The organism is Mycobacterium sp. 4858 (genome assembly GCF_900240975.1).
Lineage (GTDB): Bacteria > Actinomycetota > Actinomycetes > Mycobacteriales > Mycobacteriaceae > Mycobacterium.
The window spans coordinates 1,039,420-1,066,071 of the sequence record NZ_LT968776.1; the positions used below are offsets into that span (position 1 = coordinate 1,039,420).

26 protein-coding genes are annotated in these 26,652 nt (G+C 69.9%); 14 read left to right on the top strand and 12 right to left on the bottom strand.

Translation table 11 applies throughout. From position 1 onward, the window contains the following. Positions 1-9: 9 nt before the first annotated feature. The 4 genes from C1737_RS13380 to ctpC all read left to right on the top strand — a co-directional run bounded on the left by C1737_RS13380 (position 10) and on the right by ctpC (position 4,758). Complete coding sequence (locus C1737_RS13380; RefSeq protein ID WP_102418619.1) at positions 10-1,482, top strand: LCP family protein; 1,473 nt, start codon at positions 10-12, stop codon at positions 1,480-1,482. Continuing rightward, positions 1,470-2,192 (top strand): TIGR03089 family protein, encoded by a 723-nt coding sequence (locus C1737_RS13385; protein ID WP_199182837.1) that lies wholly within the window; start codon positions 1,470-1,472, stop codon positions 2,190-2,192. Before C1737_RS13380 ends, C1737_RS13385 begins: the two co-directional genes overlap by 13 nt. A 99-nt stretch (positions 2,193-2,291) precedes the next feature. Beyond that, a complete protein-coding gene (locus C1737_RS13390) occupies positions 2,292-2,573 on the top strand; it encodes a DUF1490 family protein (protein WP_067924953.1) in 282 nt (93 codons plus the stop codon). Positions 2,574-2,583: 10 nt separating this feature from the next. Then, positions 2,584-4,758 carry a manganese-exporting P-type ATPase CtpC gene (ctpC, locus tag C1737_RS13395; protein ID WP_102418620.1) on the top strand — a complete coding sequence of 725 codons (2,175 nt, stop codon included), beginning with the start codon at positions 2,584-2,586 and terminating at the stop codon, positions 4,756-4,758. Between the two features lie 90 nt (positions 4,759-4,848). Here ctpC and C1737_RS13400 read toward each other — a convergent pair whose 3' ends face one another. After that, positions 4,849-6,462 (bottom strand): AMP-binding protein, encoded by a 1,614-nt coding sequence (locus C1737_RS13400; protein ID WP_082975178.1) that lies wholly within the window; start codon positions 6,460-6,462, stop codon positions 4,849-4,851. A 115-nt stretch (positions 6,463-6,577) separates the two neighbouring features. Between C1737_RS13400 and C1737_RS13405 the strand changes: the two genes are divergently transcribed. Beyond that, positions 6,578-7,492, top strand: coding sequence for a class I SAM-dependent methyltransferase (locus C1737_RS13405; protein ID WP_102419935.1), 915 nt, complete (start codon positions 6,578-6,580; stop codon positions 7,490-7,492). Between the two features lie 14 nt (positions 7,493-7,506). Beyond that, on the top strand, positions 7,507-8,700 hold the full coding sequence (locus C1737_RS13410; RefSeq protein WP_102418621.1) for a CoA transferase: 1,194 nt from the start codon (positions 7,507-7,509) through the stop codon (positions 8,698-8,700). Positions 8,701-8,704: 4 nt separating this feature from the next. On the opposite strand, the gene C1737_RS13415 is transcribed toward C1737_RS13410, so the two are convergent. From C1737_RS13415 to C1737_RS13440, 6 genes are all read right to left on the bottom strand, one after another. After that, a complete protein-coding gene (locus C1737_RS13415; RefSeq protein WP_067205287.1) occupies positions 8,705-9,145 on the bottom strand; it encodes a response regulator in 441 nt (146 codons plus the stop codon). Further along, positions 9,142-10,674 carry a CHASE3 domain-containing protein gene (locus C1737_RS13420; RefSeq protein ID WP_102419936.1) on the bottom strand — a complete coding sequence of 511 codons (1,533 nt, stop codon included), beginning with the start codon at positions 10,672-10,674 and terminating at the stop codon, positions 9,142-9,144. The genes C1737_RS13415 and C1737_RS13420 overlap by 4 nt, the downstream gene beginning before the upstream one ends. Positions 10,675-10,745: 71 nt before the next feature. Further along, complete coding sequence (locus C1737_RS13425) at positions 10,746-11,939, bottom strand: PP2C family protein-serine/threonine phosphatase (RefSeq protein WP_067924943.1); 1,194 nt, start codon at positions 11,937-11,939, stop codon at positions 10,746-10,748. A gap of 137 nt (positions 11,940-12,076) precedes the next feature. Further along, the gene (locus C1737_RS13430; RefSeq protein WP_102418622.1) at positions 12,077-13,246 is read right to left on the bottom strand and encodes an acyl-CoA dehydrogenase; all 1,170 of its coding nucleotides are present in this window, start codon (positions 13,244-13,246) and stop codon (positions 12,077-12,079) included. A gap of 16 nt (positions 13,247-13,262) precedes the next feature. Further along, the gene (purE, locus tag C1737_RS13435) at positions 13,263-13,778 is read right to left on the bottom strand and encodes a 5-(carboxyamino)imidazole ribonucleotide mutase (RefSeq protein ID WP_102418623.1); all 516 of its coding nucleotides are present in this window, start codon (positions 13,776-13,778) and stop codon (positions 13,263-13,265) included. Then, entirely contained in the window at positions 13,771-15,000 is a 1,230-nt protein-coding gene (locus tag C1737_RS13440; RefSeq protein ID WP_082972692.1) for a 5-(carboxyamino)imidazole ribonucleotide synthase, read from the bottom strand. The genes purE and C1737_RS13440 overlap by 8 nt, the downstream gene beginning before the upstream one ends. Before the next feature lie 97 nt (positions 15,001-15,097). On the opposite strand from C1737_RS13440, the gene C1737_RS13445 reads away from it, so the two are divergent. After that, on the top strand, positions 15,098-15,757 hold the full coding sequence (locus C1737_RS13445) for a GtrA family protein (RefSeq protein ID WP_102418624.1): 660 nt from the start codon (positions 15,098-15,100) through the stop codon (positions 15,755-15,757). On the opposite strand, the gene C1737_RS13450 is transcribed toward C1737_RS13445, so the two are convergent. Genes C1737_RS13450 through C1737_RS13460 form a run of 3 tightly spaced genes read right to left on the bottom strand, consistent with a single transcriptional unit; the run spans position 15,712 to position 18,660 of the window. Then, the gene (locus C1737_RS13450) at positions 15,712-16,230 is read right to left on the bottom strand and encodes a PH domain-containing protein (protein ID WP_102418625.1); all 519 of its coding nucleotides are present in this window, start codon (positions 16,228-16,230) and stop codon (positions 15,712-15,714) included. The genes C1737_RS13445 and C1737_RS13450 overlap by 46 nt on opposite strands. Before the next feature lie 10 nt (positions 16,231-16,240). Beyond that, complete coding sequence (locus C1737_RS13455) at positions 16,241-17,053, bottom strand: biotin--[acetyl-CoA-carboxylase] ligase (RefSeq protein WP_102418626.1); 813 nt, start codon at positions 17,051-17,053, stop codon at positions 16,241-16,243. Positions 17,054-17,070: 17 nt separating this feature from the next. Then, entirely contained in the window at positions 17,071-18,660 is a 1,590-nt protein-coding gene (locus C1737_RS13460; RefSeq protein WP_102418627.1) for an FAD-binding protein, read from the bottom strand. 35 nt (positions 18,661-18,695) lie between these two features. Here C1737_RS13460 and C1737_RS13465 point away from each other — a divergent pair, with 35 nt between their 5' ends. The 7 genes from C1737_RS13465 to C1737_RS13495 all read left to right on the top strand — a co-directional run bounded on the left by C1737_RS13465 (position 18,696) and on the right by C1737_RS13495 (position 25,195). Continuing rightward, the gene (locus C1737_RS13465; protein ID WP_068091300.1) at positions 18,696-20,336 is read left to right on the top strand and encodes an acyl-CoA carboxylase subunit beta; all 1,641 of its coding nucleotides are present in this window, start codon (positions 18,696-18,698) and stop codon (positions 20,334-20,336) included. Then, positions 20,333-20,596, top strand: a complete 264-nt coding sequence (locus tag C1737_RS13470) for an acyl-CoA carboxylase subunit epsilon (protein WP_102418628.1) — start codon at positions 20,333-20,335, stop codon at positions 20,594-20,596. The genes C1737_RS13465 and C1737_RS13470 overlap by 4 nt, the downstream gene beginning before the upstream one ends. After that, complete coding sequence (locus tag C1737_RS13475) at positions 20,593-21,240, top strand: nucleoside triphosphate pyrophosphatase (RefSeq protein WP_102418629.1); 648 nt, start codon at positions 20,593-20,595, stop codon at positions 21,238-21,240. The genes C1737_RS13470 and C1737_RS13475 overlap by 4 nt, the downstream gene beginning before the upstream one ends. Positions 21,241-21,340: 100 nt before the next feature. Further along, positions 21,341-22,246 (top strand): sulfurtransferase, encoded by a 906-nt coding sequence (locus C1737_RS13480; RefSeq protein WP_068091309.1) that lies wholly within the window; start codon positions 21,341-21,343, stop codon positions 22,244-22,246. Then, positions 22,243-22,680, top strand: coding sequence for a SufE family protein (locus C1737_RS13485; RefSeq protein WP_102418630.1), 438 nt, complete (start codon positions 22,243-22,245; stop codon positions 22,678-22,680). Before C1737_RS13480 ends, C1737_RS13485 begins: the two co-directional genes overlap by 4 nt. 109 nt (positions 22,681-22,789) lie before the next feature. Further along, positions 22,790-24,583, top strand: coding sequence for an acetyl/propionyl/methylcrotonyl-CoA carboxylase subunit alpha (locus C1737_RS13490; protein ID WP_102418631.1), 1,794 nt, complete (start codon positions 22,790-22,792; stop codon positions 24,581-24,583). A 180-nt stretch (positions 24,584-24,763) separates the two neighbouring features. Beyond that, complete coding sequence (locus C1737_RS13495; RefSeq protein ID WP_102418632.1) at positions 24,764-25,195, top strand: STAS domain-containing protein; 432 nt, start codon at positions 24,764-24,766, stop codon at positions 25,193-25,195. On the opposite strand, the gene C1737_RS13500 is transcribed toward C1737_RS13495, so the two are convergent. Beyond that, entirely contained in the window at positions 25,166-25,954 is a 789-nt protein-coding gene (locus tag C1737_RS13500; RefSeq protein WP_067918163.1) for an RNA polymerase sigma factor SigF, read from the bottom strand. The genes C1737_RS13495 and C1737_RS13500 overlap by 30 nt on opposite strands. Further along, positions 25,951-26,388 (bottom strand): ATP-binding protein, encoded by a 438-nt coding sequence (locus tag C1737_RS13505; RefSeq protein WP_067918165.1) that lies wholly within the window; start codon positions 26,386-26,388, stop codon positions 25,951-25,953. The genes C1737_RS13500 and C1737_RS13505 overlap by 4 nt, the downstream gene beginning before the upstream one ends. Positions 26,389-26,652: the final 264 nt, after the last annotated feature.

Here is a 26,652-nt window from a genome sequence, read left to right on the forward strand (position 1 = left end):
TCTAATGGGATGGGAGTGCATCGTGTGATTCGTGCGATTGCGACCGCGCTCACGCTCGCGGTCGTGCTCGGCACCGGGCTCGCGTGGAGCAACGTCCGGTCGTTCGAGGACGGCATCTTTCACATGTCCGCACCTTCGCTGGGCAAGGGCGGCGACGACGGCGCGATCGACATCCTGCTGGTCGGCCTCGACAGCCGCACCGACGCGCACGGCAACCCCTTGTCTCAAGAGGAACTGGCCACCCTGCGGGCCGGCGACGAGGAAGCGACCAACACCGACACGATCATCCTGATCCGCATCCCCAACAACGGGAAGTCGGCGACCGCCATCTCGATCCCCCGTGACTCCTACGTCGCGGCCCCCGGGCTGGGCAAGACGAAGATCAACGGCGTCTACGGCCAGACCCGCGAGGCCAAGCGCACCAGCCTGGTCAAGGCCGGCGACTCCGCCGAGGACGCGGCGGCGCAAGGCACCGAGGCCGGGCGCGAGGCCCTGATCAAGACCGTCGCCGACCTCACCGGCGTCACCGTCGACCACTATGCCGAGATCGGCCTGCTCGGTTTCTCCTTGATCACCGACGCGCTCGGCGGCGTGGACGTCTGCCTCAAAGAGCCGGTGTTCGAACCGCTTTCGGGTGCCGACTTCCCGGCCGGACCGCAGCGGCTCGACGGGCCCGAGGCGCTCAGCTTCGTCCGCCAGCGCCACGAGTTGCCGCGCGGCGACCTCGACCGGGTGGTGCGCCAGCAGGTGGTGATGGCCTCGCTGGCCCACCGCGTCATCTCCGGCAAGACGTTGTCCAGCCCCACGACGCTCAAACGGCTGGAGGCGGCCGTGCAACGCTCGGTGGTGATCTCGCAGGGTTGGGACGTCATGGATTTCGTCCAGCAGATGCAGAAACTGGCCGGCGGCAACGTCGCGTTCGCCACCATCCCGGTGCTGGACGGGGCCGGCTGGAGCGACGACGGGATGCAGAGCGTGGTGCGGGTGGACCCGCATCAGGTCCAGGACTGGGTCAACGGGCTGCTGCACGACCAGGAGCAGGGTAAGACCGAGGAGATCGCCTACACCCCGGCGAAGACCACCGCCAGCGTGGTCAACGACACCGACATCAACGGCCTGGCGTCGGCGGTATCCCAGGTGTTGACCGCCAAGGGATTCGGTGCGGGCACGGTCGGCAACAACGACGGCGGCCACGTCAAGGGCAGCCAGGTGCGGGCGGCCAAGACCGACGACCTCGGCGCCCAGGAGGTGTCCAAGGAGCTGGGCGGGTTGCCGGTGGTCGCCGACCCGTCCGTCGCGGCGGGCTCGGTGCGGGTGGTGCTGGGCAACGACTACAGCGGCCCCGGCTCGGGGCTGTCCGGCACCGGGACGGTGATGCCCGCCAAGGTGTCCAACGTCGGCGCGGTGGCACCCGACCCGAACGTCCCGGCGCCCTCGCCGATCCTGACCGCCGGTTCCGACAAGCCCGAGTGCATCAACTGAGCACGCTGTCCGGGGCGATCCTCGAGCCGATGCTGCGGGCCGACCCGGTCGGCCCGCGCATCACCTACTACGACGACGCGACCGGCGAGCGGATCGAGTTGTCCGCAGCGACGCTGGCCAACTGGGCGGCCAAGACCGGCAACCTGTTGCGCGACGAACTGGGCGCCGGGCCGGGCAGCCGGGTCGCGATCCTGCTGCCCGCGCACTGGCAGACCGCGGCCGCGCTGTTCGGGGTGTGGTGGATCGGCGCGGAGGCGGTGTTCGCGGGGCCTTCCGACGTGGCGCTGTGCACCGCCGAACGGCTCGACGAGGCGGACGCCGCCGTGGCGGCATCGGGGGGTGAGGTGGCGGTGCTCTCGCTGGACCCCTTCGGCCGCCCGGCCCCCGACCTGCCGATCGGCGTCACCGACTACGCCACGGCCGTCCGGGTGCACGGCGACCAGATCGTCGCCGAACGCCATTCCGGCCCCGCGCTCGCCGGCCGATCGGTCGACGAGGTGCTGGCCGATTGCCGGACATCGGCCGCGGCAAGGGATTTGACGGCCGCCGACCGGGTCCTCTCCACCGCCGCGTGGTCCGGACCCGCGGAGCTGATGGACGGGCTGCTGGCGATCCTGGCCGTCGGCGCGTCGCTGGTGCAGGTGGCCAATCCCGACCCGTCGGCGCTGCCGCGCAGGATCGAGACCGAAAAGGTCACCCGGGTGCTGTAGGCCCGCGCGCCCGCCCCGATTCATATTGATATCGCAATATTTCGATGTTAACGTCGAGCGAGCATCAGCTGACGCTGCGACGACGAGGAGGTCCGGGCAATGGCGGGATACGCGCTCTTGGCAAAGGCGGCATCGACGGTGGTGACCGGCCTCGTCGGCGTGACGGCCTACGAGGTGGTGCGCAAGGCCGTGGCCAAGGCCCCCCTGCACGAGACCGCGGTGTCGGCCGCCGAGCTGGGGCTGCGCGGGACCCGCAAGGCCGAGGAGGCCGCCGAGTCGGCCCGGCTCAAGATCGCCGACGTGATGGCCGAGGCCCGCGAACGCATCGGCGAGGAGGCCCCCACCCCGTCCATCGCCGACGCCCACCAGCACGACCACTGATCGCGCGGGCATGTCCGTCGACACCGCCGCCCTCCCCGACCTGACCACGGAAGACCCTGCGCTGCAGATCATTTCGGATGCCGCCGGGCGCATGCGCGTTTCCGTCGCGTGGCTGCGCTGCGACTCCCGGCGCGCGGTCGCGATCGAGGAGTCCGTCGCCCAGCAGGACGGCGTGCGCGTGGTGCACGCCTACCCGCGCACCGGATCCGTCGTCGTCTGGTATTCGCCGCGGCGCTGCGACCGCTCCGCCGTGCTGGCGGCGATCGGCTCCGCCGCGCACGTCGCCGCCGAGCTGATCCCGGCACGCGCGCCGCATTCGTCGGAGATCCGCAACACCGACGTGTTGCGGATGGTGGTCGGCGGTGTGGCGCTGGCGTTGCTCGGCGTGCGCCGCTACGTGTTCGCCCGGCCGCCGCTGCTCGGCCCGAACGGCCGGATCCTGGCCACCGGTGTCACCGTCTTCACCGGCTACCCGTTCCTGCGCGGCGCGCTGCGCTCGCTGCGGTCGGGCCGCGCCGGCACCGACGCTCTGGTATCGGCGGCGACGGTGGCCAGCCTGGTGCTGCGCGAGAACGTGGTGGCGCTCACCGTGCTGTGGCTGCTCAACATCGGCGAATACCTGCAAGACCTCACCCTGCGACGGACCCGGCGGGCCATCTCCGAACTGCTGCGCGGCAGCCAGGACACGGCGTGGATCCGGCTGCCCGACCAGGCCGAGGTTCAGGTGCCGATCGACAGCGTGCAGATCGGCGACGAGGTGGTCATCCACGACCACGTCGCGATCCCGGTGGACGGCGAGGTGATCGATGGCGAGGCCATTGTCAACCAGTCCGCGATCACCGGCGAGAACCTGCCCGTCTCCGCCCTGGTCGGCGCGCACGTGCACGCCGGGTCGGTCGTGGTGCGCGGACGCCTGGTGGTGCGCGCCCAGGCCGTCGGCAACCAGACCGCGATCGGGCGCATCATCAGCCGGGTCGAGGAGGCCCAGCACGACCGGGCGCCCATCCAGACGGTCGGCGAAAACTTCTCCCGCCGTTTCGTTCCCACCTCGTTCGTCGTCTCCGCCCTCACCCTGGCGGTCACCGGCGACGTGCGCCGCGCGATGACCATGCTGCTGATCGCCTGCCCCTGCGCGGTGGGCCTGTCCACCCCGACCGCGATCAGCGCCGCGATCGGCAACGGCGCGCGCCGCGGCATCCTGATCAAGGGCGGCTCGCACCTCGAGCAGGCGGCCAGGGTGGACGCGATCGTCTTCGACAAGACCGGCACGCTGACCGTCGGCCGCCCCGTGGTCACCAATATCATTGCCCTGCACAAGGATTGGGAGCCCGAGCAGGTGCTGGCGTATGCAGCCAGCTCGGAGATCCATTCGCGGCACCCGCTGGCCGAGGCGGTGATCCGCTCGACCGAGGAACGCCACATCACCATCCCGCCGCACGAGGAGTGCGAAGTGCTGGTGGGTCTGGGCATGCGGACCTGGGCCGACGGCCGCACCCTGCTGCTCGGCAGTCCCGGGCTGCTGCGCGCCGAAAAGGTGCGGGTGTCCAAGAAGGCGTCGGAGTGGGTGGACAGGCTGCGGCGCCAGGCGGAGACCCCGCTGCTGCTCGCGGTCGACGGCAAGCTGGTGGGGCTGATCAGCCTGCGCGACGAGGTGCGCCCCGAGGCCGTCGATGTGCTGAAGGAGCTGCGGGACAACGGCATTCGCCGGATCGTCATGCTCACCGGCGACCACCCGGACATCGCCGAGGTGGTGGCCCAGGAGCTGGGCATCGACGAGTGGCGCGCCGAGGTGATGCCCGAGGACAAGCTCGAGGTGGTCCGCGGGCTGCAGGACGAGGGCTACCTGGTCGGCATGGTCGGCGACGGCATCAACGACGCGCCGGCGCTGGCCGCGGCCGACATCGGGATCGCCATGGGCCTGGCCGGGACCGACGTCGCCGTCGAGACCGCCGACGTGGCGCTGGCCAACGACGACCTGCGCCGCCTGCTCGACGTGCGCGATCTCGGCGCCCGTGCCGTCGACGTCATCCGGGAGAACTACGGCATGTCGATCGCGGTCAACGCCGCGGGCCTGATCATCGGCGCCGGCGGGGCGCTGTCCCCCGTGCTCGCCGCGATCCTGCACAACGCCTCGTCGGTCGCGGTGGTGGCCAACAGCTCCCGGTTGATCCGGTATCGCCTTTAACCGCCGCGAAATTGCAACTGGCGACGGCATTACTCGGCGAACGCGTCGCGAATACAGTTTCGCGGCGAAAACCGGTGTAACACCACCGTGTCAAGCCTGGCTGGTCAGCACCCGCTTGAGCACCTTGCCGCCCGCGTTGCGGGGCAGTGCGTCGACGAAGCACACGTCGCGGGGAACCTTGAACCGCGCCAACCGGTTGTGGACGTAGTCCTGGACGTCGCGTTCGGTCAGTGCCGCGCCGGGCCGGACCACGACGTAGGCCCGCAACCGCTGGCCGAACTCCTCGTCGTCCACGCCGACGACCGCGACGTCGACGATGTCGGGGTGATGGGCGAGCGCGTCTTCGACCTCGCCGGGGTACACGTTCTCCCCGCCGGAGACGATCATCTCGTCGTCGCGGCCGTCGATGAAAAGCCTTCCGTCGGAATCGAAATGGCCGACGTCGCCGGTCGACATCAGGCCCCGGATCGATTCCTTGGTGCCGCCGCCGGTGTATCCCTCGAAGGCCAGCACGTTGCCGACGAAGATCCGCCCCGGCGTCCCGGGGGGAACCTCCTGGCCGTCGTCGCCGAGGATTTTGACGACCGATCCGGGCACCACCGCGCCCACGCAGCCCGGCGCGACCGCCAGGTCTGCGGGCGTGGCGATGGTGGCGTAGGCGACTTCGGTGGACCCGTACATGTTGTAGACCACGGGGCCGAGCGCCTCGAGCGCCCGGGTGGCCAGCGCGGCACCGAGCTGGGAACCGCCGATGAACACGATGCGCAGTGAGGACAGGTCGTGCTCGGCCAGGGCCGCCGGACCCAGGTCCAGGATGCGCCGCAACATGATCGGCACGACGATCATGGCGCTGGCCCGGTGCGCGGCCACGCCGGCCAGCGCCTGCCGGGCGTCGAAGTGGCGGCGCAGCACCAGGGTCGAGCCCAGCACCATCGCGTACATCGCGTGGCTGAAGCCCATCGAATGAAACAGCGGCACACAGCATTCGGTGACTTCCCGGCCGCGGAACGGGGCCTTGCCGAGCAGGCCGCCGACCGGTATCAGCGAGCTGGGTTCCGAACGCGCGGCGCCCTTCGGGGTGCCCGTCGTCCCGCTGGTGGAGATGACGATCTTGGGGCGCCCACCCGACGGCGGCGGGGGGCCGGGATCGCCGCGCTCGATCAGCGCGTCGAGGCTGTCGGGGGCGGGCGCCTGGGTCCACGCCCGGATCCGGCCCAACCTTGGCTGGACGTCGGCGATGACGGCGTCGTACTCCTCGTCGTACACCAGCAGGTCGGCGCGTTCCCGGGACAGCATCTCGGCGAGTTGCGGGGCGCCGAAACCGGTGTTGAGCAGCAGGACGCCGGCGCCGCACTTGGCGGCGGCGTACACGGATTCCAGGAAGCCCCGGTGGTTGCCCACCAGGATCGCCACGGCGTGGCCCGGGCCCAGGCCGAGCCGCCGCCACTCGTTGGCCAGCGCGTTGGTCCGCGAGTCCAGCTCACCGAACGTCAGGGGTCCGCGCTCGTCGATCAGCGCCAAACCGTCGCGGTCCCGCCCGGCGGCGATCGCCGTGGCCGCCCCGAGCAGGCCGAAGCGCTCCACGGCGCGCAGCACCGGAAAGATTCGTCCGGGCGCGATCAACCGCAGGCCCCCGGAACGGGCATAGAGCAGGAGCGACCGGGCTTCCAAACCCGCCCGCCCGAAAATTCGCACCGTCTGCACACGTCGATGCTCCCGCCCTGTGCGGCCTCGGATAAGGGCGCAACGCCACTACCGGGTGGGCCTTTGGTCACCATCGTTACTCTGGTTAACGACTCGCCGGAAAGGGGCAATGCCGATGACGCGCACCGAGAATGACACCTGGGACCTGGCCACCAGCGTGGGGGCCACCGCCACCATGGTGGCGGCCGGACGGGCCCGGGCCACCCGCGACGGATTGATCGACGACCCGTTCGCCGAGCCCCTGGTGCGCGCCGTCGGCGTCGACTTCATGACGCGATGGGCCGCCGGGGAGTTGAGCTCCGCCGACGTCGACGAGCCCGGCGCCCCGTGGGGCATGCAGCGCATGACCGACATGCTGGCCGCGCGCACCCGGTACATCGACGCGTTCTTCGCCGAGGCCGGCGACGCCGGCATCCGCCAGGTGGTCCTGCTGGCCTCGGGCCTGGACGCGCGGGCCTACCGGCTGCCGTGGGCGGCGGGCACCGCGGTGTTCGAGATCGACCAGCCGCAGGTCATCGAATTCAAGACCGCCACCATCGCCGAGCTCGGCGCCGAGCCCACCGCCGAGGTCCGGGCCGTCCCGATCGACCTGCGCCACGACTGGCCGTCGGCGCTGCGCCGGGCCGGCTTCGACGCCGCGCGGCCCGCCGCCTGGGCGGCCGAGGGCCTGCTCGGTTTCCTGCCGCCCGAGGCGCAGGACCGGCTGCTCGACGACATCACCGCGCTCAGCGCCGACGGCAGCCGCCTGGTCGCCGAGGTCTTCATCAACTCCGGCACCAACGGCGACGCCCTGAACGCCGCCAGCCAGAAGTGGCGGGACAACGGCCTGGACATCGCGCTGGGCGACCTGGGCTTCCCGGGCGAGCGCACCGACGCCGCCACCCACCTCGAGCGGCTCGGCTGGCGCACCGTTCGCACACCCCTGAATCAGCTGTTGGCCGACAACGGGTTACCTTTGCAGCGCACCGACCCCGGTGCGCCGTTCGCCCAGAACTACTACTGCACTGGGGTCTTGAAGCAGGCCGGATGACAGGAAGGCCACCCATGGCAGACAGCGCCCCCGCCAAGCCGCTTGACGGATTCCGGGTTCTCGACTTCACCCAGAACATCGCCGGGCCGCTGGCCGGGCAGGTGCTGGCCGACCTGGGCGCCGAGGTCATCAAGGTCGAGGCGCCCCACGGCGACGCGGCCCGGCAGATCACCGCGGTGCTGCCCGGGCGCCCGCCGCTGCCCACGCTGTTCCTGCCGCACAACCGCGGCAAGAAGTCGGTGGCGGTGGACCTCACCGACGAGGAGGCCAAGCAGCAGATCCTGCGGCTGGTCGACACCGCCGACGTGGTGCTGGAGGGGTTTCGTCCCGGCGTGATGGAGCGCATGGGCCTGGGCCCCGACGACCTGCGCGCCCGCAACCCCCGGCTGATCTACGCGCGGCTGTCGGCCTACGGCGGCAACGGCCCGCACGGCAGCAGGCCGGGCGTGGACCTGATGGTCGCGGCCGAGTCGGGCATGACCACCGGGATGCCGACGCCGACCGGCAAGCCGCAGATCATCCCGTTCCAGCTGGTCGACGCCGCCAGCGGGCACGTGCTGACCCAGGCGGTGCTGGCCGCGCTGCTCAACCGGGAGCGCCATGGCGTGGCCGACGTGGTGCGTGTCGCCATGTACGACGTCGCGGTCAACCTGCAGGCCGGCCAGCTCACCATCCACCTCAACAAGCCGGCCGAGGCGCCCAAGCCCGACGCCACACCGAAACCCAAGAAGCGCAAGGGAGTTGGTTTCGCGACGCAACCGTCGGACGCGTTCAAGGCGGCCGATGGGTACCTGGTGATCAGTGCGTATGTGCCCAAGCACTGGGCCAAGCTGTGCGAGATCATCGGCCGCCCGGACCTGCTGACCGACGAGCGGTTCATCGACCAGCGTTCGCGCGCAATGAATTACGCCGAGCTGACCGAGGAACTCGAGGCGGCGCTGGCCGCCAGGACCGCGGCCGAGTGGGTTGAGCTGCTCCAGGAAGGCGGCCTGATGGCCTGCCTGGCCTACACCTGGAAGCAGGTGGTGGACACCCCGCTGTTCGCGGAGAACGAGCTCGCGCTGCGGGTGGGCAGCGGCGAGGACTCGGTCACGGTGGTCCGCATGCCGGCGCGCTACTCGAGCTTCGACGCGGTGGCCACCGATCCCCCGCCCGCGCCCGGGCAGCACAACGACGCGTTCCTGAACGCGCCGCAGACCACGCCGTAGGCCGTCACAGGCTGGGCAGCCGCACCACCTGGACGAAGAACTCGTCGATCTGCCGGACCGCCTTCATGAACTGGTCCAGGTCGACCGGCTTGGTCACATAGGCGTTGGCGTGCAGCTTGTAGCTGCGCAGGATGTCCTCCTCCGCCGAGGAGGTGGTGAGCACGACGACCGGGATGCGGGCCAGGTCCGGGTCGGACTTGATCTTCTCCAGCAGTTGGCGGCCGTCGTATTTAGGCAGGTTCAGGTCCAGCAGGATGAGGTCGGGCCGCGGCGCGTCCTCGAACTTGCCGCGCTGGTAGAGGTAGTCGAGTCCCTCCTCCCCGTCGTGCGCCACGTGCAGCCGGTTCTTGAGTTTGTTGTGCTCGAACGCTTCTCGCGTGATGAGCTCGTCCCCCGGGTCGTCCTCGACGAGCAGGATGTCGATCGCTCTGCCCTCTGATGTCACTGATGCGCTCCTTCCAAAGCGGCTGAGTCTGCGTGCTCGGCGGGCTCGGGCCCGGCCATGGGCAGGGTGAACTCGAACCGCGTCCCCTCGGTGCGGGACGTGTCGATCCGAATGGTGCCGCCATGGTGCTCGACGATCTTCTTGACCAGGGCGAGCCCGACGCCGGTCCCCGCGTACACATCGCGGCCGTGCAGGCGCTGGAAGATGACGAAGACCTTGTCGGCGAACTCGGCCGGGATGCCGATGCCGTTGTCCGACACGGTGATCACCCATTGGCCGTCGTGATTGCCGATGCCCGGAGCGCACTCGATGACGACGCGGGGCGGGCGATCCTTGTGCCGGAACTTCACCGCGTTGCCGACGAGGTTCTGCCACAGCATCGTCAGCAGCGTCGGGTCGCCCTTGATCTGCGGAAGGGCGTCGGGGCGCACGATTTCGGCCTGCGACTCATCGATCGCGACGGCCAGGTTGGCCAGGCCGGAATCCAGCGTCGCGTCGAGGTCCACATCGGTCTCGGTGGTGCCCAGCCGGCCGACGCGCGAGAACGTGAGCAGGTCGTTGATCAGCGCCTGCATCCGCTTGGCCCCGTCGACCGCGAAGCCGATGTATTCGATGCCCCGCTCGTCGAGCTTGTCGCCGTAGCGGCGCTCCAGCAGCTGGCAGAAGGAGGCGACCTTGCGCAGCGGCTCCTGCAGGTCGTGCGACGCGACATAGGCGAACTGCTCGAGTTCGGTGTTGGACCGGCGCAATTCGGCGGCCTGCTCGTCCAGTAGCGCCTGGGCCGACCGCGACACCTCGAGTTCCTCGACCATCCGCTTGCGCATGTTCTCCACGTCGATGGCCATGTCGCGAACGTCCTTGGGCCGCTTCGGCGCTGCGATGCTCTCCTCGAAGCTGCCCTGGGTGATCCGCCGGCACGCCGCGGCCAGCGCGGCGAGCGGACGGGCGACCGTGTCGCGGACCAGGAACCCCAGCAGCCCGGCCGTGATGAAGAACAGCAACACCATGGCGCCGAACACCCGGTCCCGCCAGGCGTCGGTGTGCTTGAGCTCGGCCGCGGCGGCCACCCGCGCCGCCGACAGGTTCGCGTTCTGCCTATCGAAAAGCGTTCTCAGATGGTCGAATTCGGTCTTTCCGCGCTCCGCCGACGGCTTGCTCGCGACGTTCTTGCCGGTGGGCAGCACCGTGGCGATGACCGGCTCGGCGTAACTGGCCCGCCAGTTGGCGGCGGCGTCCTCGATGGCGGCGAGGTCGACGATGAGATCCGGGCGCTGACCCAGGCGCCGCCGGATCTCTTCCGCCGCGGCCTGTTCGGCGTGTTGCCCGTCGTAGTACGGCGTGAGGAATTGCCGGTCCCCGGCCAGCAGGTAGCCGCGGATTCCCGTCTCCTGGTCGCGCAGCGCGGCCTGCAGCTGGAAGGCCGCCACGCGCGCCGGCTGGATGCTGTCGACGAGCTGGTCCGTCATGTCGTCCGTGCGGTTCAGCAGCGACGCGCCGACCAGCGCGCCGGCCAGCACCATGACGCCCATGCTGACCAGGACGAGGGCCTGCCATCCGCGCACGGTGAGCTGCGACAGCCGCAAGCGGCGCAACGTCGGGGTCACCTGGTGGTCCTTTCGACCCGCAGGACGGCGATGTCGTCGGTGAGCCCGCCGCGCGGCTGGGCGAGTTGCTGCGCCCCGTCGATGAGCGCGTCGACGAACTCCGGCCCCGGCCGGTTGGCGTGCGACCGGGCCAGCTCGAGCAGGCCGTCCTCGCCCAGGCGTTGGGCGCCCGGTCCCGAATACCCCTCGAACAGCCCGTCGGTGAGCAGCAGCAGGCCGTGACCCGGCGGCAAGTCCATCTCGTGCCGCGGCCAGTCGTCGTCGGCGCGCAGACCCAGCGCGGGGCCACCCGGCGGCTCCAGCCATTCGACGGTGCCGTCGCGCTGCAACAGCATCCCGGGATGGCCGGCCCGGATCGCGGTGATGCGCGAGCTGTCGGGCGGGATCTCCAGGCTCAGGACGGTCGCGAAAACCCCTGTGCCCGTTCGTTCGGAGTGCAGCACCCGCTCGAGCTGCCGCATCAGCTCCACGCCCTGCACGCCGGCGAAGGTGAGCGCGCGGAAGGCGATCCGCAGCGCCGCGCCCAGGGCGGCCTCGTGCGGCCCGTGCCCGGCGACGTCGCCGATCAGGACGTGGACCACCCGGTCGGGCGTCTGCACCACGTCGTAGAAGTCGCCGCACAGCAGCGCGTCCTCGCGGCTCGGCCGGTACCGGGCGACGATGTCGACGCCCGGGTTGTCCAGCAGCAGCGGGGACGGCAGCAGCCCGCGTTCCAGCAGCGCGTTCTCCCGGGCCCGCAGCCGGGTGGCGTGCAGGTCGGCGGCGATCAGCTCGGCGCGCTTGCGCTCGATCGCGTACAGCAGCGCGCGCCGCAGCATCTCGGGTTCGACGCGACCCTTGACCAGGTAGTCCTGGGCGCCGGCGGCGACCGCGGAAGCCCCGAAGTACTCGTCGTTGAGCCCGGTCAGCACGACGATCGGCACCGTGGCGTCGCGCTTGGCGATGCGGTCCAGCGCGTCGATGCCGTTGGCGTCGGGCAGGTGCAGGTCCAGCAGCACGCAGTCGGGCCGGGCCGAGGCCAGTTCACGCTCGGCGTGGGCCATCGACTGCGCCCACACCACCCGGATGTCGGCGACCGCGTCGGCGATGAGGTCCTCCACCAGCACCGCGTCGGCGCGGTCGTCCTCCACCAACAGCAAAGACAAGGACTGCCAATTCGCCGCCGGGGTCACTGGAGCGCGCACCGGCATCAAGTCCCGGTCATCCGGGGATGCGCAGAGGACGCCACGCTGTTCACTTCAGACCCCCTGCCGCGGGCACGACTCATCGCACGACTCTACGTCCGGCCCTACCACCCCGGATGGTGAACCGCCGGAGATCCTATCGGTCAGCGCAGCAACGCCCGTGACATGACCACGCGCTGAATCTGATTGGTGCCCTCGTAGATCTGGGTGATCTTGGCGTCGCGCATCATTCGCTCGACCGGGAAGTCCACGGTGTAGCCGGCGCCGCCGAAGAGCTGGACCGCGTCGGTGGTCACCTCCATCGCGACGTCAGAGGCCCAGCACTTGGACGCCGCGGAGATGAAGCCCAGGTTGGATTCGCCGCGCTCGGCGCGCGCGGCCGCGTGATAGACCATCAGCCGGGCGGATTCCAGCTTCATCGCCATGTCGGCGAGCATGAACTGCACGCCCTGGTTATCACTGATCGGGCGGCCGAACTGCTTGCGATCCTTGGTGTAGGCGATCGCGGCGTCCAGCGCGCCCTGGGCGATCCCCACCGCCTGGGCGCCGATCGTGGGCCGGGTGTGGTCCAGCGTCGCCAGCGCGGTCTTGAAGCCGGTGCCCGGCTCGCCGATGATCCGGTCGCCGGGGATGCGGCAGTTCTCGAAATACAGTTCGGTGGTCGGTGAGCCCTTGATGCCCAGCTTGCGTTCCTTGGGACCGACGGTGAAACCCTCGTCTTCGGCGTGCACCATGAACGACGAGATGCCGCCTGAGCCCTTGTCCGGGTCGGTCACCGCCATCACCGTGTACCAACTCGACTTGCCGCCGTTGGTGATCCAGCACTTGGCGCCGTTGAGGATCCAGTCGTCCCCGTCGGCCTTGGCCCGGGTACGCATCGACGCCGCATCACTGCCGGCCTCCCGCTCGCTCAGCGCGTAGGACGCCATCGCCGAACCGTCGGCGATCGAGGGCAGCACCTGCTTCTTCAGCTCGTCCGACCCCCGCAGGATCAGCCCCATGGTGCCCAGCTTGTTCACCGCGGGAATCAGTGACGCCGACGCATCAACCCGGGCGACCTCCTCGATCACGATGCACGCCGCCACCGAGTCCGCACCCTGCCCGCCGTACTCCTCGGGCACGTGCACCGCGTTGAAGCCCGACGCGGTCAGCGCCGCCAGCGCCTCGTCCGGGAACCGCGAGTTCTCATCGACGTCGGCGGCGTGCGGGGCGATCTCCTTCTCCGCCAGCGCGCGGATCGCGGCCCGCAATTCCTGGTGTTCCTCGGGCAACTGGAACAGATCGAACGTGGGGTCTCCGGCCCAACCAGCCATCACGAGCCTCCTCTAGCTACTCGCCGGTAACTTTACCCTGACGCTGTTGCAGCGCTTCATCCTTGGCCCGCACGCTCTCGGCCAACTGGTCGGAGAACTCGACGATCCGCGCGCGCAGCGCCGGGTCCGACGAGCCGAGCATGCGCACCGCGAGCAGTCCCGCGTTGCGGGCGCCCCCGATCGACACCGTGGCGACCGGGACGCCCGCCGGCATCTGCACGATGGACAGCAACGAATCCAGGCCGTCCAGCCGCGCCAACGGCACCGGCACCCCGATCACCGGCAGCGGCGTCGCCGAGGCCACCATCCCGGGCAGGTGGGCGGCCCCGCCGGCGCCGGCGATGATCACCTCGATGCCGCGGTCGGCCGCCCCGCGCGCGTAGTCGAACATCACCTGGGGCGTGCGATGCGCCGAGACCACCCGGACCTCGGCCGGAATGTCGAACTCGGCCAGCGCGGCCGCCGCGTCGGACATCACCGACCAGTCGCTGTCGCTGCCCATGATCACCCCGACCCTGGGGTTTCTAGTCATGTGGGTCCCATCCGTCCGTCCACTGCGCGTGCGACAACCAGTGTGCCGCCCGCTCGGCGCGTTCCCGCAGCGCGGCCACCTCGGCCATGTCGGCCCCGAGGAAGTTGACGTGGCCGACCTTGCGGCCGGGCCGTTCCTCCTTGCCGTAGAGGTGCACCCGGGCGTCGGGCATCCGCGCGAACAGGTGGTGCAGCCGCTCGTCGACCGTCATGGCGGGCCGCTGCGGCGCGCCGAGCACGTTGGCCATCACCGTCACCGGCGCCACGGCGTCGGTGTCGCCCAGCGGATAGTCCAGCACGGCCCGCACGTGCTGCTCGAACTGGCCGGTCCGCGCGCCGTCCATGGTCCAGTGCCCGGAGTTGTGCGGTCGCATCGCGAGCTCGTTGACCAGCAGCTCCCCGTCGACCGTCTCGAACAGCTCGACGGCGAACACCCCGACGACGCCGAGCTCGGCGGCCAGCCGCAACGCCAGCTGCTGGGCGGCGGCGGCCACGTCGCCGCGCAGCTCGGGCGCGGGGGCGATCACCTGGACGCAGATGCCGTCGCGTTGCACGGTCTCCACGACGGGCCACGCCGCGCCCTGGCCGAACGGGGAGCGCGCGACGAGCGCCGACAGTTCGCGGCGCAGGTTCACCTGTTCCTCGGCCATCACCGGCACCCCATCGGCCAGGAAGGCGGTCGCGATTTCGCGGGCATGCGAGGGGTCGCGGGCCATCCGCACCCCTCGCCCGTCGTAACCCCCGCGGACCGCTTTCACGACCACGGGGCCGGCAATCCGCCGCGCGAAGGCGTCGAGTTCGTCGATGGTTGCGATCTCGGCATAGCGGGGCACCGGGACACCCAGGGCCTCCAGCCGCCGGCGCATCACCAGCTTGTCCTGGGCGTGGACCAGCGCCTGCGGCGGCGGCGCCACGTTGACGCCCTCGGCGACCAGCTTCTCCAGCAGTTCGGCCGGCACGTGCTCGTGGTCGAACGTCAGCACGTGGGCCCCGGCCGCCACCCGGCGCAGGTCCTCCAGATCGGTGTGCGAGCCGATCACGACGTCCGGGGTGACCTGCGCGGCCGGCTCGTCGGCGGCGGTGGCCAGCACCCGCAGCGTCTGCCCCAGGGCGATCGCGGCCTGGTGGGTCATCCGGGCCAGTTGACCGCCGCCGACCATGGCGACCAACGGCGAGACTGCGGGGACGGCTCCGGGCGGGTGTGTACTCGGCACGGCCATCATGGTGTCACGGCGCCGGCGGCGTGTTGACCGGCGGTGACGCCGAAATGTTATGTACGATTTTGCGTCGATTTTGTGTGCGTCCGTAGACTGACGACTTGTGCCCTTCGCCGAAGCCGCAATCGAGCGTCTGCCCGGATTTATTCAGCCCTATTTGCTGCGCCACCACGAACTGATCAAATTCGCCATCGTCGGCGGAACGACCTTCGTGATCGACTCGGCGATTTTCTATACCCTCAAGCTGACAATTCTGGACTACAAGCCGGTCACCGCGAAGGTCATCGCCGGCATCGTTGCGGTCATCGCGTCCTACGTGTTGAACCGCGAATGGAGCTTCCGCGATCGCGGCGGCCGCGAACGTCACCACGAGGCGCTGCTGTTCTTCGCGTTCAGCGGCGTGGGCGTGCTGCTGTCCATGGCGCCGCTGTGGTTCTCCAGCTACATCCTGCAGCTGCGGGAGCCGATGGTGTCGCTGACCGTGGAGAACATTGCCGACTTCATCTCCGCCTACATCATCGGCAACCTGCTGCAGATGGCGTTCCGCTTCTGGGCGTTCCGGCGCTGGGTGTTCCCCGACGAGTACGCGCGCAACCCCGACAAGGCGCTGGAGTCCGCGCTGACCGCCGGCGGCATCGCCGAGATGCTCGAGGACGAGATCGAGGGCGGGAACGTCACGCTGCTGCGGGCCTGGCGCAACCGGGCCAGCCGGCTGACTCAGCTGGGCGACTCCTCCGAACCGAGGGTGTCGAAAACCTCGTGATACAGCAGCGCGTGCACCTCGCGCAGCCGCGGAATGTCGTAGAACTCCAACGGATCTTGTGACGCCGATTCGATAATCAGCGTCCCGGTCCGAAACATCCGCTCGGTAATGCGGTCACGGAATTCCACGCTGTTGATCCGCGCCAGCGGGATATCGATCCCGGTGCGGGTCAGCACCCCGTGCCGAAACATCACCCGTCGATTCGTGACCACGAAATGTGTGGTCAGCCAGCTCAGGAACGGCCACAGCGTCAGCCAGCCGACGATCACCAGCCAGATGCCCCAGATGACGGCGTAGATGACGTTCTTGGCCGGCTGGCCCCAATGCGTCGAGTTCAGGTAGCCGGACCCGAACGACGCCAGCGCGGTCGCCAGCAGGAGGGCCAGGACGGGCCAGATCAGCCGCTTCCAGTGCGGGTGGCGATGGATGATCACCTGTTCGCCGGCGGCCAGGACGTTATCCGGGTAGCTCACCTGGCGAAAGTTACCGCAAATGCACCACGTCACCGGCCGAAACGACGACGGTCTGTCCCCCGGTCTCGATGCACAGCCTGCCCTGGTCGTCGACGGCGCTCGCCATCCCGACGATTTCCTTGCCGCCGGGCACCTGCGCGCGCACGCGGTTGCCGATGGTCAGGCTGCGCGCCCGGTAGTCGGCCGCCAGCGCCCAGTCCGCCCCGCGCGCGGCGCGCCAGGCGACGATCCGCCGTCCGAGCTCTCTCAGCAGCCCGCACACCAGCCGCGTGCGGTCGGGCGCCGGCACGCCCAGGTCGAGCAGCGAGGTGGCCCCGTCGATGCCGCCCGGAGCCTCGAAGACGTTGAGCCCCAGGCCGATCACCACCACCGGCTTCGCCACCTCGGCCAGGATGCCGGCCAGCTTGCCCGGCGCATCGGGGGGTCCGGCCAGGACGTCGTTGGGCCACTTGAGCCCCACCCGAACCCCGTCGAGCAGCGGGGCGAGCGTGTCGACCACCGCCACCCCGGTGGCCAGGGGCAGCCAGCCCCACCCGGCGGTCGGCACGTCGACGATGCTGACGCCCACCGACATCGTGATCTGCGTCCGCGGGGTGGCCGACCAGCCGCGGCCGTGCCGCCCGCGGCCGGCGGTCTGGTGCTCGGCGATCAGCACGGCGCCCGCCACGTCGGTCCCCGACGTCGCCTGCGCGAGCAGGTCGGCGTTGGTGGAGCCGGTCTGCTCGACGACGTCGAGCCGGCGCCAGCCGAGCCCGGTGCCGATCAGCTCGGCTCGTAATGCGGTCTCGTCCAACGGTGCTGGGAGCTGGTCTCGGTCTGTCACTGGACCCAGCCTAGAACTCAGCGGCCCCGGCGGCTCGTGGCGTCGAGCATGTCCAGGACGGCCAGGTGACTGAACAGCATGCTGGTTCCGATCGGGTTGCCGCCGCCGGGATAGGCGGTGCCGCTGGGCGCGGCCATCGTGTTGCCGGCGGCGTACAAACCGGGGATGGGGTTGCCGGACGTGTCGAGCACCCGGGCGGCGGTGTCGGTGCGCAGGCCGCCCTTGGTGCCCAGGTCCGAAATGCCGAAAGCCGCGGCGTGATACGGCGGGCGATCGATGGGCACCAGGGGCGAGGCGCCCCCCGAGAACGCGCGTTCGAAAGCCTCGTCGCCCCTGCCGAAGTCCTCGTCGACGCCGGACGCGGCGAAGCCGTTGAACCGGGCCACCGTTACCGCCAGCTGCCGACCGGGGACACCGATCTTGTCGGCCAGCTCGTCCAGGGTGTCCGCGGAGTGCCACAGGCCGGCCGCGACGTAGCGCTCCGTCTCGACGATGGAGACGTTGGCCGCCTTCACCGGCGGCACCTCGCCCTCCCTATCGTCGTAGATCATCCAGTACGGCAACGTGATTGACCCGTCCCGCAGTTGCTCGATGATCTCGCGGCCGACCCGGTCGTAGGCCCGGGACTCGTTGACGAACCGGTTGCCGTCCTGGTTGACGAAGATGCCGCCGGTGAACCACAGCGCGAATGCCGAGCGGCCGTCGGGATGCGTCATGCCGGGCGACCACCACGCCTGGTCCAGCAGGTCGGTGTCGGCGCCCGCGGCGATGCCGGCCTGCAGCGCCAGGCCGCGACTTCCCGGGCCACCCATGGTGTCTCGTGCGTCGCCCGGCACCCCGTATCTGCGCCGCAACTCCTCGTTGTTCTCGAAACCGCCGGCGGCCAGCAGCACCCCGAGCCGGCTCCGGATCGCGCGGCGCTCACCGTGACTCTCGACGATCGCGCCCGTCACCCGCCCTTCTGGCCCGTCGGACATCACCAACTCGACCAGGGCGGTGTCGCGCCGCAGCGACGCCGTCGGGTACTGCGCAATCGCCTTGAGGAACCGCGCGATCAGCGCGCGTCCCCCGAGGTAGTAGTCGGAGGGCGGTGCCGCGCCGAGCCAGTCGGTGTCCAGCGGCCCGCGGATCGCCTCGCGCAGTTCGGGGGCGGCGGCCACCTTCCAGGGCTTCGCGGCGATGTGGCGCTGGCCGTCCAGCCGCGCCTTCGGCGCCTTGCCGTAGTAGTCCGGCCAGGGCAACGGCACGAACTTCAGCAGGGGGTCGGCCTCCAGGTACTCGATCAGCCCGGCGCCGCCGCGGACGTAGGTGTCCTGCAGTTCGCGGGGGGTGCGGTCACCGACCACGGCGTGGTAATAGGTGAGCGCGTCCTCGATGGTGTCGTCAACACCGGCCCGCACGAGCACCGGGTTGCACGGGAACCAGACGCCGCCCCCACCCGAGTAGGCGGTGGTCCCGCCGAATTTCGACGTCGCCTCCACCAGCAACACGTCCAGACCCTCGCGCGCCGCGGTGTAGGCACCGGTGACCCCGCCACCGCCCGATCCCGCGACCAGCACATCGCATTCGGCCGCCCAGTCCGCAGTTCCCACCGGGCGGGCGTCCATCAGCGGAGACTACCGCGCCGCTAAGCTCGACTCCCATGACAAGCGTTACCGACCACACCGCGGAGCCCGCAGCCGAGCACACCATCGACATCCACACCACGGCAGGCAAGCTCGCCGAGCTGCACAAGCGCCGGGAAGAGTCGCTGCACCCGGTGGGCGAAGAGGCCGTCGACAAGGTGCACGCCAAGGGCAAGCTGACCGCCCGCGAGCGTATCCTGGCGCTGCTTGACGAGGACTCGTTCGTCGAGCTCGACGCGCTGGCGCGGCACCGCAGCAAGAACTTCGGCATGGAGAACAACCGCCCGCTCGGCGACGGTGTGATCACCGGTTACGGCACCATCGACGGCCGCGACGTGTGCATCTTCAGCCAGGACGCCACGGTGTTCGGCGGCAGCCTCGGCGAGGTCTACGGCGAAAAGATCGTCAAGGTCCAGGAGCTGGCGCTCAAGACCGGCCGCCCGCTGATCGGCATCAACGACGGCGCCGGGGCGCGGATCCAGGAGGGCGTCGTCTCGCTCGGCCTGTACAGCAAGATCTTCCGCAACAACATCCTGGCCTCCGGCGTGATCCCGCAGATCTCGCTGATCATGGGCGCCGCGGCCGGTGGGCACGTCTACTCCCCCGCCCTGACCGACTTCGTGGTGATGGTCGACCAGACCAGCCAGATGTTCATCACCGGGCCCGACGTCATCAAGACCGTCACCGGTGAGGACGTCACGATGGAGGAGCTCGGCGGCGCGCACACCCACATGGCCAAGTCGGGCACCCTGCACTACGTCGCCTCCGGCGAGCAGGACGCCTTCGACTGGGTGCGCGACCTGCTGAGCTACCTGCCGCCCAACAACGCCACCGACGCGCCGCGCTACGCCGAGCCCGTCCCCGAGGGCGCGATCGAGGACAACCTCACCGAGGAGGACCTCGAGCTGGACACGCTGATCCCGGACTCGGCCAACCAGCCCTACGACATGCACGAGGTGATCACCCGCATCCTCGACGACGACGAGTTCCTGGAAATCCAGAACGGCTACGCCACCAACATCATCGTCGGGTTCGGCCGCATCGAGGGCCGGCCGGTGGGCATCGTGGCCAACCAGCCCACCCAGTTCGCCGGCTGCCTGGACATCAACGCCTCGGAGAAGGCGGCGCGGTTCGTGCGGACCTGCGACTGCTTCAACATCCCGATCATCATGCTGGTGGACGTCCCGGGCTTCCTGCCGGGCACGGGCCAGGAATACAACGGCATCATCCGGCGCGGCGCCAAGCTGCTGTTCGCCTACGGCGAGGCCACGGTTCCGAAGATCACCGTCATCACCCGCAAGGCCTACGGCGGCGCGTACTGCGTCATGGGCTCCAAGGACATGGGCTGCGACGTCAACATCGCCTGGCCGACCGCGCAGATCGCGGTGATGGGCGCCTCCGGGGCCGTCGGCTTCGTCTACCGCAAGCAGCTGGCCGAGGCGGCCAAGGAGGGCAAGGACGTCGACGCGCTGCGGCTCGAGCTGCAGCAGGAGTACGAGGACACGCTGGTCAACCCGTACGTCGCCGCCGAGCGGGGCTACGTCGACGCGGTGATCCCGCCCTCGCACACCCGCGGCTACATCGGCACGGCGCTGCGGCTGCTGGAACGCAAGATCTCACACCTGCCCCCCAAGAAGCACGGGAACATCCCGCTGTGAGCGAGGAAGCCGTGAGCGAGGAAGCCGTGAGCGACGAGGCCGCACAGCCGCACGAGCCGCACATCCACATCGTCAAGGGACACCCCACCGACGAGGAGCTGGCCGCGCTGGTCACCGCGCTCGGCCTGGTGGGCGGCGGTGCCCCCGCGCCCACCGAGCCCGAGCCCACCCGCTGGGGGCTGCCGGTGGACCGGCTGCGGTTTGCGATGTCGAACTACCAGCGGCTCACCATGCAGCAGATGACGCACATGAAGCGTTGACCCGCCTGGTCCTCGGGTCGGCCTCGCCGGGCCGCCTGAAGGTGCTGCGGCAGGCCGGCGTCGATCCGCTGGTCGTGGTTTCCGGTGTGGACGAGGACGCCCTCATCGCCGGGCTGGGGCCCGGCGCCGCGCCGGGCGAGGTGGTGTGCGCGCTGGCGGCCGCCAAGGCCGAACGCGTGGCGGGCGAGCTGGACGGGGCCGTCGCGGCGGATTGCGTTGTCCTGGGCTGTGATTCGATGCTGCACCTGGACGGTGAGCTGTGCGGCAAGCCCGGCTCGGCCGACGCCGCGATGGCCCAGTGGCGCGGCATGGCCGGCCGGGCCGGCCGGCTGCACACCGGGCACTGCCTGCTGCGGCTGAGCGACGGGGCCGTCATCGGCCGCGAAGCGCAATCAGCCTGCACCACAGTGCGTTTCGCCGATCTCTCCGACGCGGACCTGCGGGCCTACGTCGCCAGCGGCGAACCGCTGCAGGTGGCCGGCGGGTTCACGCTCGACGGGCTGGGCGGCTGGTTCGTCGACGGGATCGACGGCGACCCGTCGAACGTGATCGGCGTGAGCCTGCCGCTGCTGCGGTCGATGTTGCAGCGGGCGGGGCTCTCGGTGAGCGCGCTGTGGGCACCACCAACTGATCTCGAGACTTGAATCATGGCGACCCGCCGCGGCGTGTCGTCGCCATGACTTAAGTGTCGCGGTAGGCAGCGGCCGTGAGTGGCCTCACACCCCTGACGGTAGGCTCGGTTGCGTGGCATTACCCCCCGATCCGAGCCCGACGCTGAGCGACTACGCACACCCCGAACGGCTGGTCACGGCCGACTGGGTCTCCGCCCACCTGGGCGCCCCCGGCCTGGTGATCGTCGAATCCGACGAGGACGTCTTGCTCTACGACGTCGGCCATGTCCCGGGCGCCGTCAAGATCGACTGGCACACCGACCTCAACGACCCCAGGGTCCGCGACTACATCAACGGCGAGCAGTTCGCGGAGTTGATGGACCGCAAGGGCATCTCGCGCGACGACACCGTGGTGATCTACGGCGACAAGAGCAACTGGTGGGCCGCCTACGCGCTGTGGGTGTTCACGTTGTTCGGCCACCCGGACGTGCGCCTGCTCAACGGCGGTCGCGACCTGTGGCTCCGGGAAGGCCGGGACGTGACGCTGGACGTGCCGACCAAAACCTCCACCGGCTACCCCGTCGTCGCCCGCAACGACGAACCCATCCGGGCCTTCAAGGACGACGTGCTGGCCATCCTGGGCACCCAACCGCTGATCGACGTGCGCTCGCCCGACGAGTACACCGGCAAGCGCACCCACATGCCCGACTACCCCGAGGAAGGCGTGCTGCGCGGCGGTCACATCCCCACGGCCCGGTCCATCCCGTGGGCCAAGGCCGTCGACGAGAGCGGGCGATTCCGCAGCCGCGAGGAGCTCGAGGAGCTCTACGACTTCATCACCCCCGACGACAAGACCGTCGTGTACTGCCGCATCGGTGAGCGGTCCAGCCACACCTGGTTCGTGCTCACCTACCTGCTGGGCAAGCCCGGGGTGCGCAACTACGACGGATCGTGGACGGAGTGGGGCAACACCGTGCGCACGCCGATCGTCGGGGGCGAAGAGCCGGGACAGGCGCCGGGGGATGTTCCCGCCCGATGACCCTGCCCGCCCCGCTGGCTGAGGTGGTGTCCGACTTCGCCGAGGTCGAGGGCCAGGACAAGCTGGCGCTGCTGCTGGAATTCGCGAACGAACTGCCCGCCCTGCCCGCCGAATTGGAGGAGCGGGCCATGGAGCCGGTGCCCGAGTGCCAGACGCCGCTGTTCCTCCACGTCGACGCCCGCGACCCGAACCGGGTGCGGTTGCATTTCAGCGCGCCCGCCGAGGCGCCGACCACCCGAGGGTTCGCCGCGATCCTGGCCGCCGGTCTCGACGAGCAGCCCGCGGCCGACATTCTGGCGGTCCCCGAGGACTTCTACACCGACCTCGGGTTGGCCGCTCTGATCAGCCCGTTGCGGTTGCGCGGCATGTCGGCGATGCTCGCCCGCATCAAGCGGCGGCTGCGCGAGTCCGGTCAAAATACCGGCACCGCCTGATCGGCCTGACGGCGCGGCGCTTAGACTTCCCGGGAGTTGTAAGAAACTCTCTTAAAGAAGCCCACGGCGGAAAACACGTCCGCTTGAGATATGCCAAACAGGAGGCGCAGTGGCTAGTCACGCCAGCTCGAGGATCTCCAAAGTGCTTGTCGCCAACCGCGGCGAGATCGCTGTCCGGGTGATCCGGGCGGCCCGCGACGCGGGCCTGTCCAGCGTGGCGGTGTACGCCGAGCCCGACGCCGACGCGCCGCACGTGCGCCTCGCCGACGAGGCGTTCGCCCTGGGCGGCCAGACCTCCGCGGAGTCCTACCTCGACTTCGGCAAGCTGCTCGACGCGGCGGCCAAGTCGGGCGCCAACGCCGTGCACCCCGGCTACGGCTTCCTCTCGGAGAACGCCGATTTCGCGCAGGCGGTCATCGACGCCGGGCTGATCTGGATCGGTCCCAGCCCGCAGTCGATCCGCGACCTCGGTGACAAGGTCACCGCCCGCCACATCGCCGCCCGCGCCCAGGCTCCCCTGGTGCCCGGCACCCCCGACCCCGTCAAGGACGCCGACGAGGTGGTCGCCTTCGCCGAGGAGTACGGCGTGCCGATCGCCATCAAGGCGGCCTTCGGCGGCGGCGGCCGCGGCATGAAGGTCGCGCGCACCATCGAAGAGATCCCGCACCTGTACGAGTCGGCGGTCCGCGAAGCCGTCGCCGCCTTCGGCCGCGGCGAGTGCTTCGTGGAGCGTTACCTGGACAAGCCGCGCCACGTCGAGGCGCAGGTGATCGCCGACCAGCACGGCAACGTCATCGTGGCCGGCACCCGTGACTGCTCGCTGCAGCGCCGCTTCCAGAAGCTGGTCGAGGAGGCGCCCGCGCCGTTCCTCACCGACGCACAGCGCAAGGAGATCCACGAGTCGGCCAAGCGCATCTGCAAGGAGGCGCACTACTACGGCGCCGGGACGGTCGAGTACCTGGTCGGCCAGGACGGCTTGATCTCGTTCCTGGAGGTCAACACCCGCCTGCAGGTCGAGCACCCGGTCACCGAGGAGACCGCAGGCATCGACCTGGTGTTGCAGCAGTTCAAGATCGCCAACGGGGAAAAGCTGGACCTCACCGAGGACCCCACGCCGCGCGGTCACGCCATCGAGTTCCGGATCAACGGAGAGGACGCCGGCCGCGGCTTCCTGCCCGCGCCCGGCCCGGTCACCCGCTACGACACCCCCAGCGGGCCCGGCGTACGGCTGGACTCCGGCGTCGAGGCCGGCTCGGTGATCGGCGGCCAGTTCGACTCGATGCTGGCCAAGCTCATCGTCCACGGCGCCACCCGCGAAGAGGCCCTGGCCCGCGCGCGGCGCGCCCTTTCTGAATTCCACGTCGAAGGGCTGGCCACCGTCATCCCGTTCCACCGCGCCGTGGTGTCCGACCCCGCCTTCATCGGCGACGGCGAGAGGTTCTCGGTGCACACGCGCTGGATCGAGACCGAGTGGAACAACACGATCGAGCCCTTCACCGGTGGCGAGCCCCTGGACGAGGAGGACGCCCGGCCGCGTCAGAAGGTGGTTGTGGAGGTCGGCGGCCGCCGCCTGGAGGTCTCACTGCCCGGTGACCTGGCGCTGTCGAACGGTTCCGCCGGCGAGGCCGGTGTCGTCCGCAAGAAGCCCAAGCCGCGCAAGCGCGGGGCGCACGGCGGCGCCGCCGCCTCCGGTGACGCGGTGACCGCGCCCATGCAGGGCACCGTGGTCAAGGTCGCGGTCGAGGAGGGGCAGGAAGTCGTCGTCGGCGAGCTGGTGGTGGTCCTGGAGGCGATGAAGATGGAGAACCCGGTCACCGCGCACAAGGACGGCGTGATCACCGGACTCGCGGTCGAGGCCGGCGTCGCCATCACCCAGGGCACGGTGCTCGCCGAGATCAAATAGGGCCGCCGGACCCTATTCGTGGGAAACAGTTGTCGACCCGGTCCGGCCCGGGTAGCGTTCGGGGCAGGTTGAGTTCACAGCCGTGCGGATCAGGTCAACGGGGCGCGGGGAAGATGAACTCTCTGCACTTTTCGCTTCAGCCGACGCTTGACGCGGTCCGCAGCACATCCTCCTCTATGGATGGAGTCAGTAATGGTTGTGGCCCAATCTTGGCAACACAGCCGCGCGGCGCAGTTCACCGCGCGCTGGGACCCGTCGGGGACCCTGATCACGGTCGACGGTGAGCTCGACGCCGCCAACGCCGACCAACTTGCGGCTTACGTCCGCCAGAGCACGGGCCGTTCACGGCGCGTGATCCTGGACCTTCGCGGATTGAAATTCATTGGCACGGCAGGCTTTTCGGCATTGCACCGGATCAACGTCGTGTGCTCGGGCGCCCAGGTGGACTGGGCCATGGCGCCGAGCCAGGCGGTGTCCCGGCTGCTGCGCATCTGCGACCCCGACGGCACCCTGCCCGTGACGACGCCCATGGCCGAGCCGCTTCTCGAACCGCTGCGGGCGGAAGGCGAAGAGCCCCTGTCCCTACTGCAATTGGTCGCGCAGCCGCGTTAGCGACTTCGCCAGCAGCCGGGAGACGTGCATCTGGGAGATGCCGACCCGTTCGGCGATCTGGGTCTGCGTCATCGACTCGAAGAACCTGAGCACCAACACCGTTCGTTCCCGTTCCGGTAGCGCCTCGAGCAGCGGGCGCAGCGACTCCTGGTCCTCGATGCGGTCCAGGCCGGTGTCCACGTCGCCCAGGGTGTCGGCGATGGCGCGGGCTTCGTCCTCGTCGCTGCCACCCCCGCTGTCGATGGACAGGGTGTTGTAGGAGCTGCCCGCCACCAGGCCCTCGACGACCTCCTCGCGGTCCATGCCGAGTTCGGCGGCGAGCTCGGTTGCCGTGGGCGCCCGGCCGAGCCGCTGCGACAGATCGGCGGTGGCGGTGCCGAGGCGCAGGTGCAATTCCTTCAGGCGCCGCGGCACCTTGACCGACCAGCTGTTGTCGCGGAAGTGCCGGCGAACCTCGCCCATGATCGTGGGCACCGCGAATGACACGAAGTCGGAGCCGGTCTCCACGTCGAACCGGACCACCGCGTTGACCAGTCCCACCCGCGCCACCTGGACGAGGTCGTCGCGCGGTTCGCCGCGTCCCTCGAACCGGCGGGCGATGTGGTCGGCCAAAGGCAGGCAACGCTCGACGATCTTGTCCCGTTGACGCTGGAATTCCATCGAGTCGGCGGGCACGGTCGCCAACTCGCGGAACATGTCCGGGACATCGGCGTACTCGTTCGGGCGCGAGACCGAACCGCCGGCAGCTGGTGGTGTCACCTGCTGGAGGCCGCCCGTCGCGCCGTCAGCGTGATACCGAAGACACTGCCGGTTTGGTTGGGTTCACGACCATCATGGAAGGTCTGGACGTCGTCGGCCAGCGACGTCAGCACGTGCCAGCTGAAGCTGCCGGGCGCCACCACGTCATGGGTGTCGCACGCCGCGGACGCCTCCACCACCAGTTGGTCGTCCTGCGGGTCCACCACCACGACCAGGACGGCGTCGGGGGTGGCGCAGCGGATCAACCGGGTGCACACTTCGTCGACCGCGAGCCGCAGATCCGCGACGGCGTCGAAGTCCAGGTCCTCGAAGGTGCCGATCGCACCGACCAGTGTCCGCAGCATCGCAAGGTTTTCCAGGCGTGCCGCGACGTGCAGTTCGACGGCGCGGTGGCCGCGCTGACGTTTGGTGGTGCGCAATCCCGCATCGTTCATCTGGTCTCCCGGCAACGTTTGACTGACATTACTACCGCCCCGCAGACCGCCGTGGACCGTACGTTCGAGCCGATTAGTCACGTTTGCCGCCGGGTATTCGGCGCGATATGGAAGGGCCGGGGGTCACCGAAGCGGTTCGGGCGCGACGGCTCAAACGCATGGCGGTAGCAGCCGGGATCGCGCTGGCCGTATTGGTGGTTCTGGCGGTAAGCATCTATGTCGGTGTCTTTGTGATCCTGTCCCCCATGGGGTGACCACGCAGAC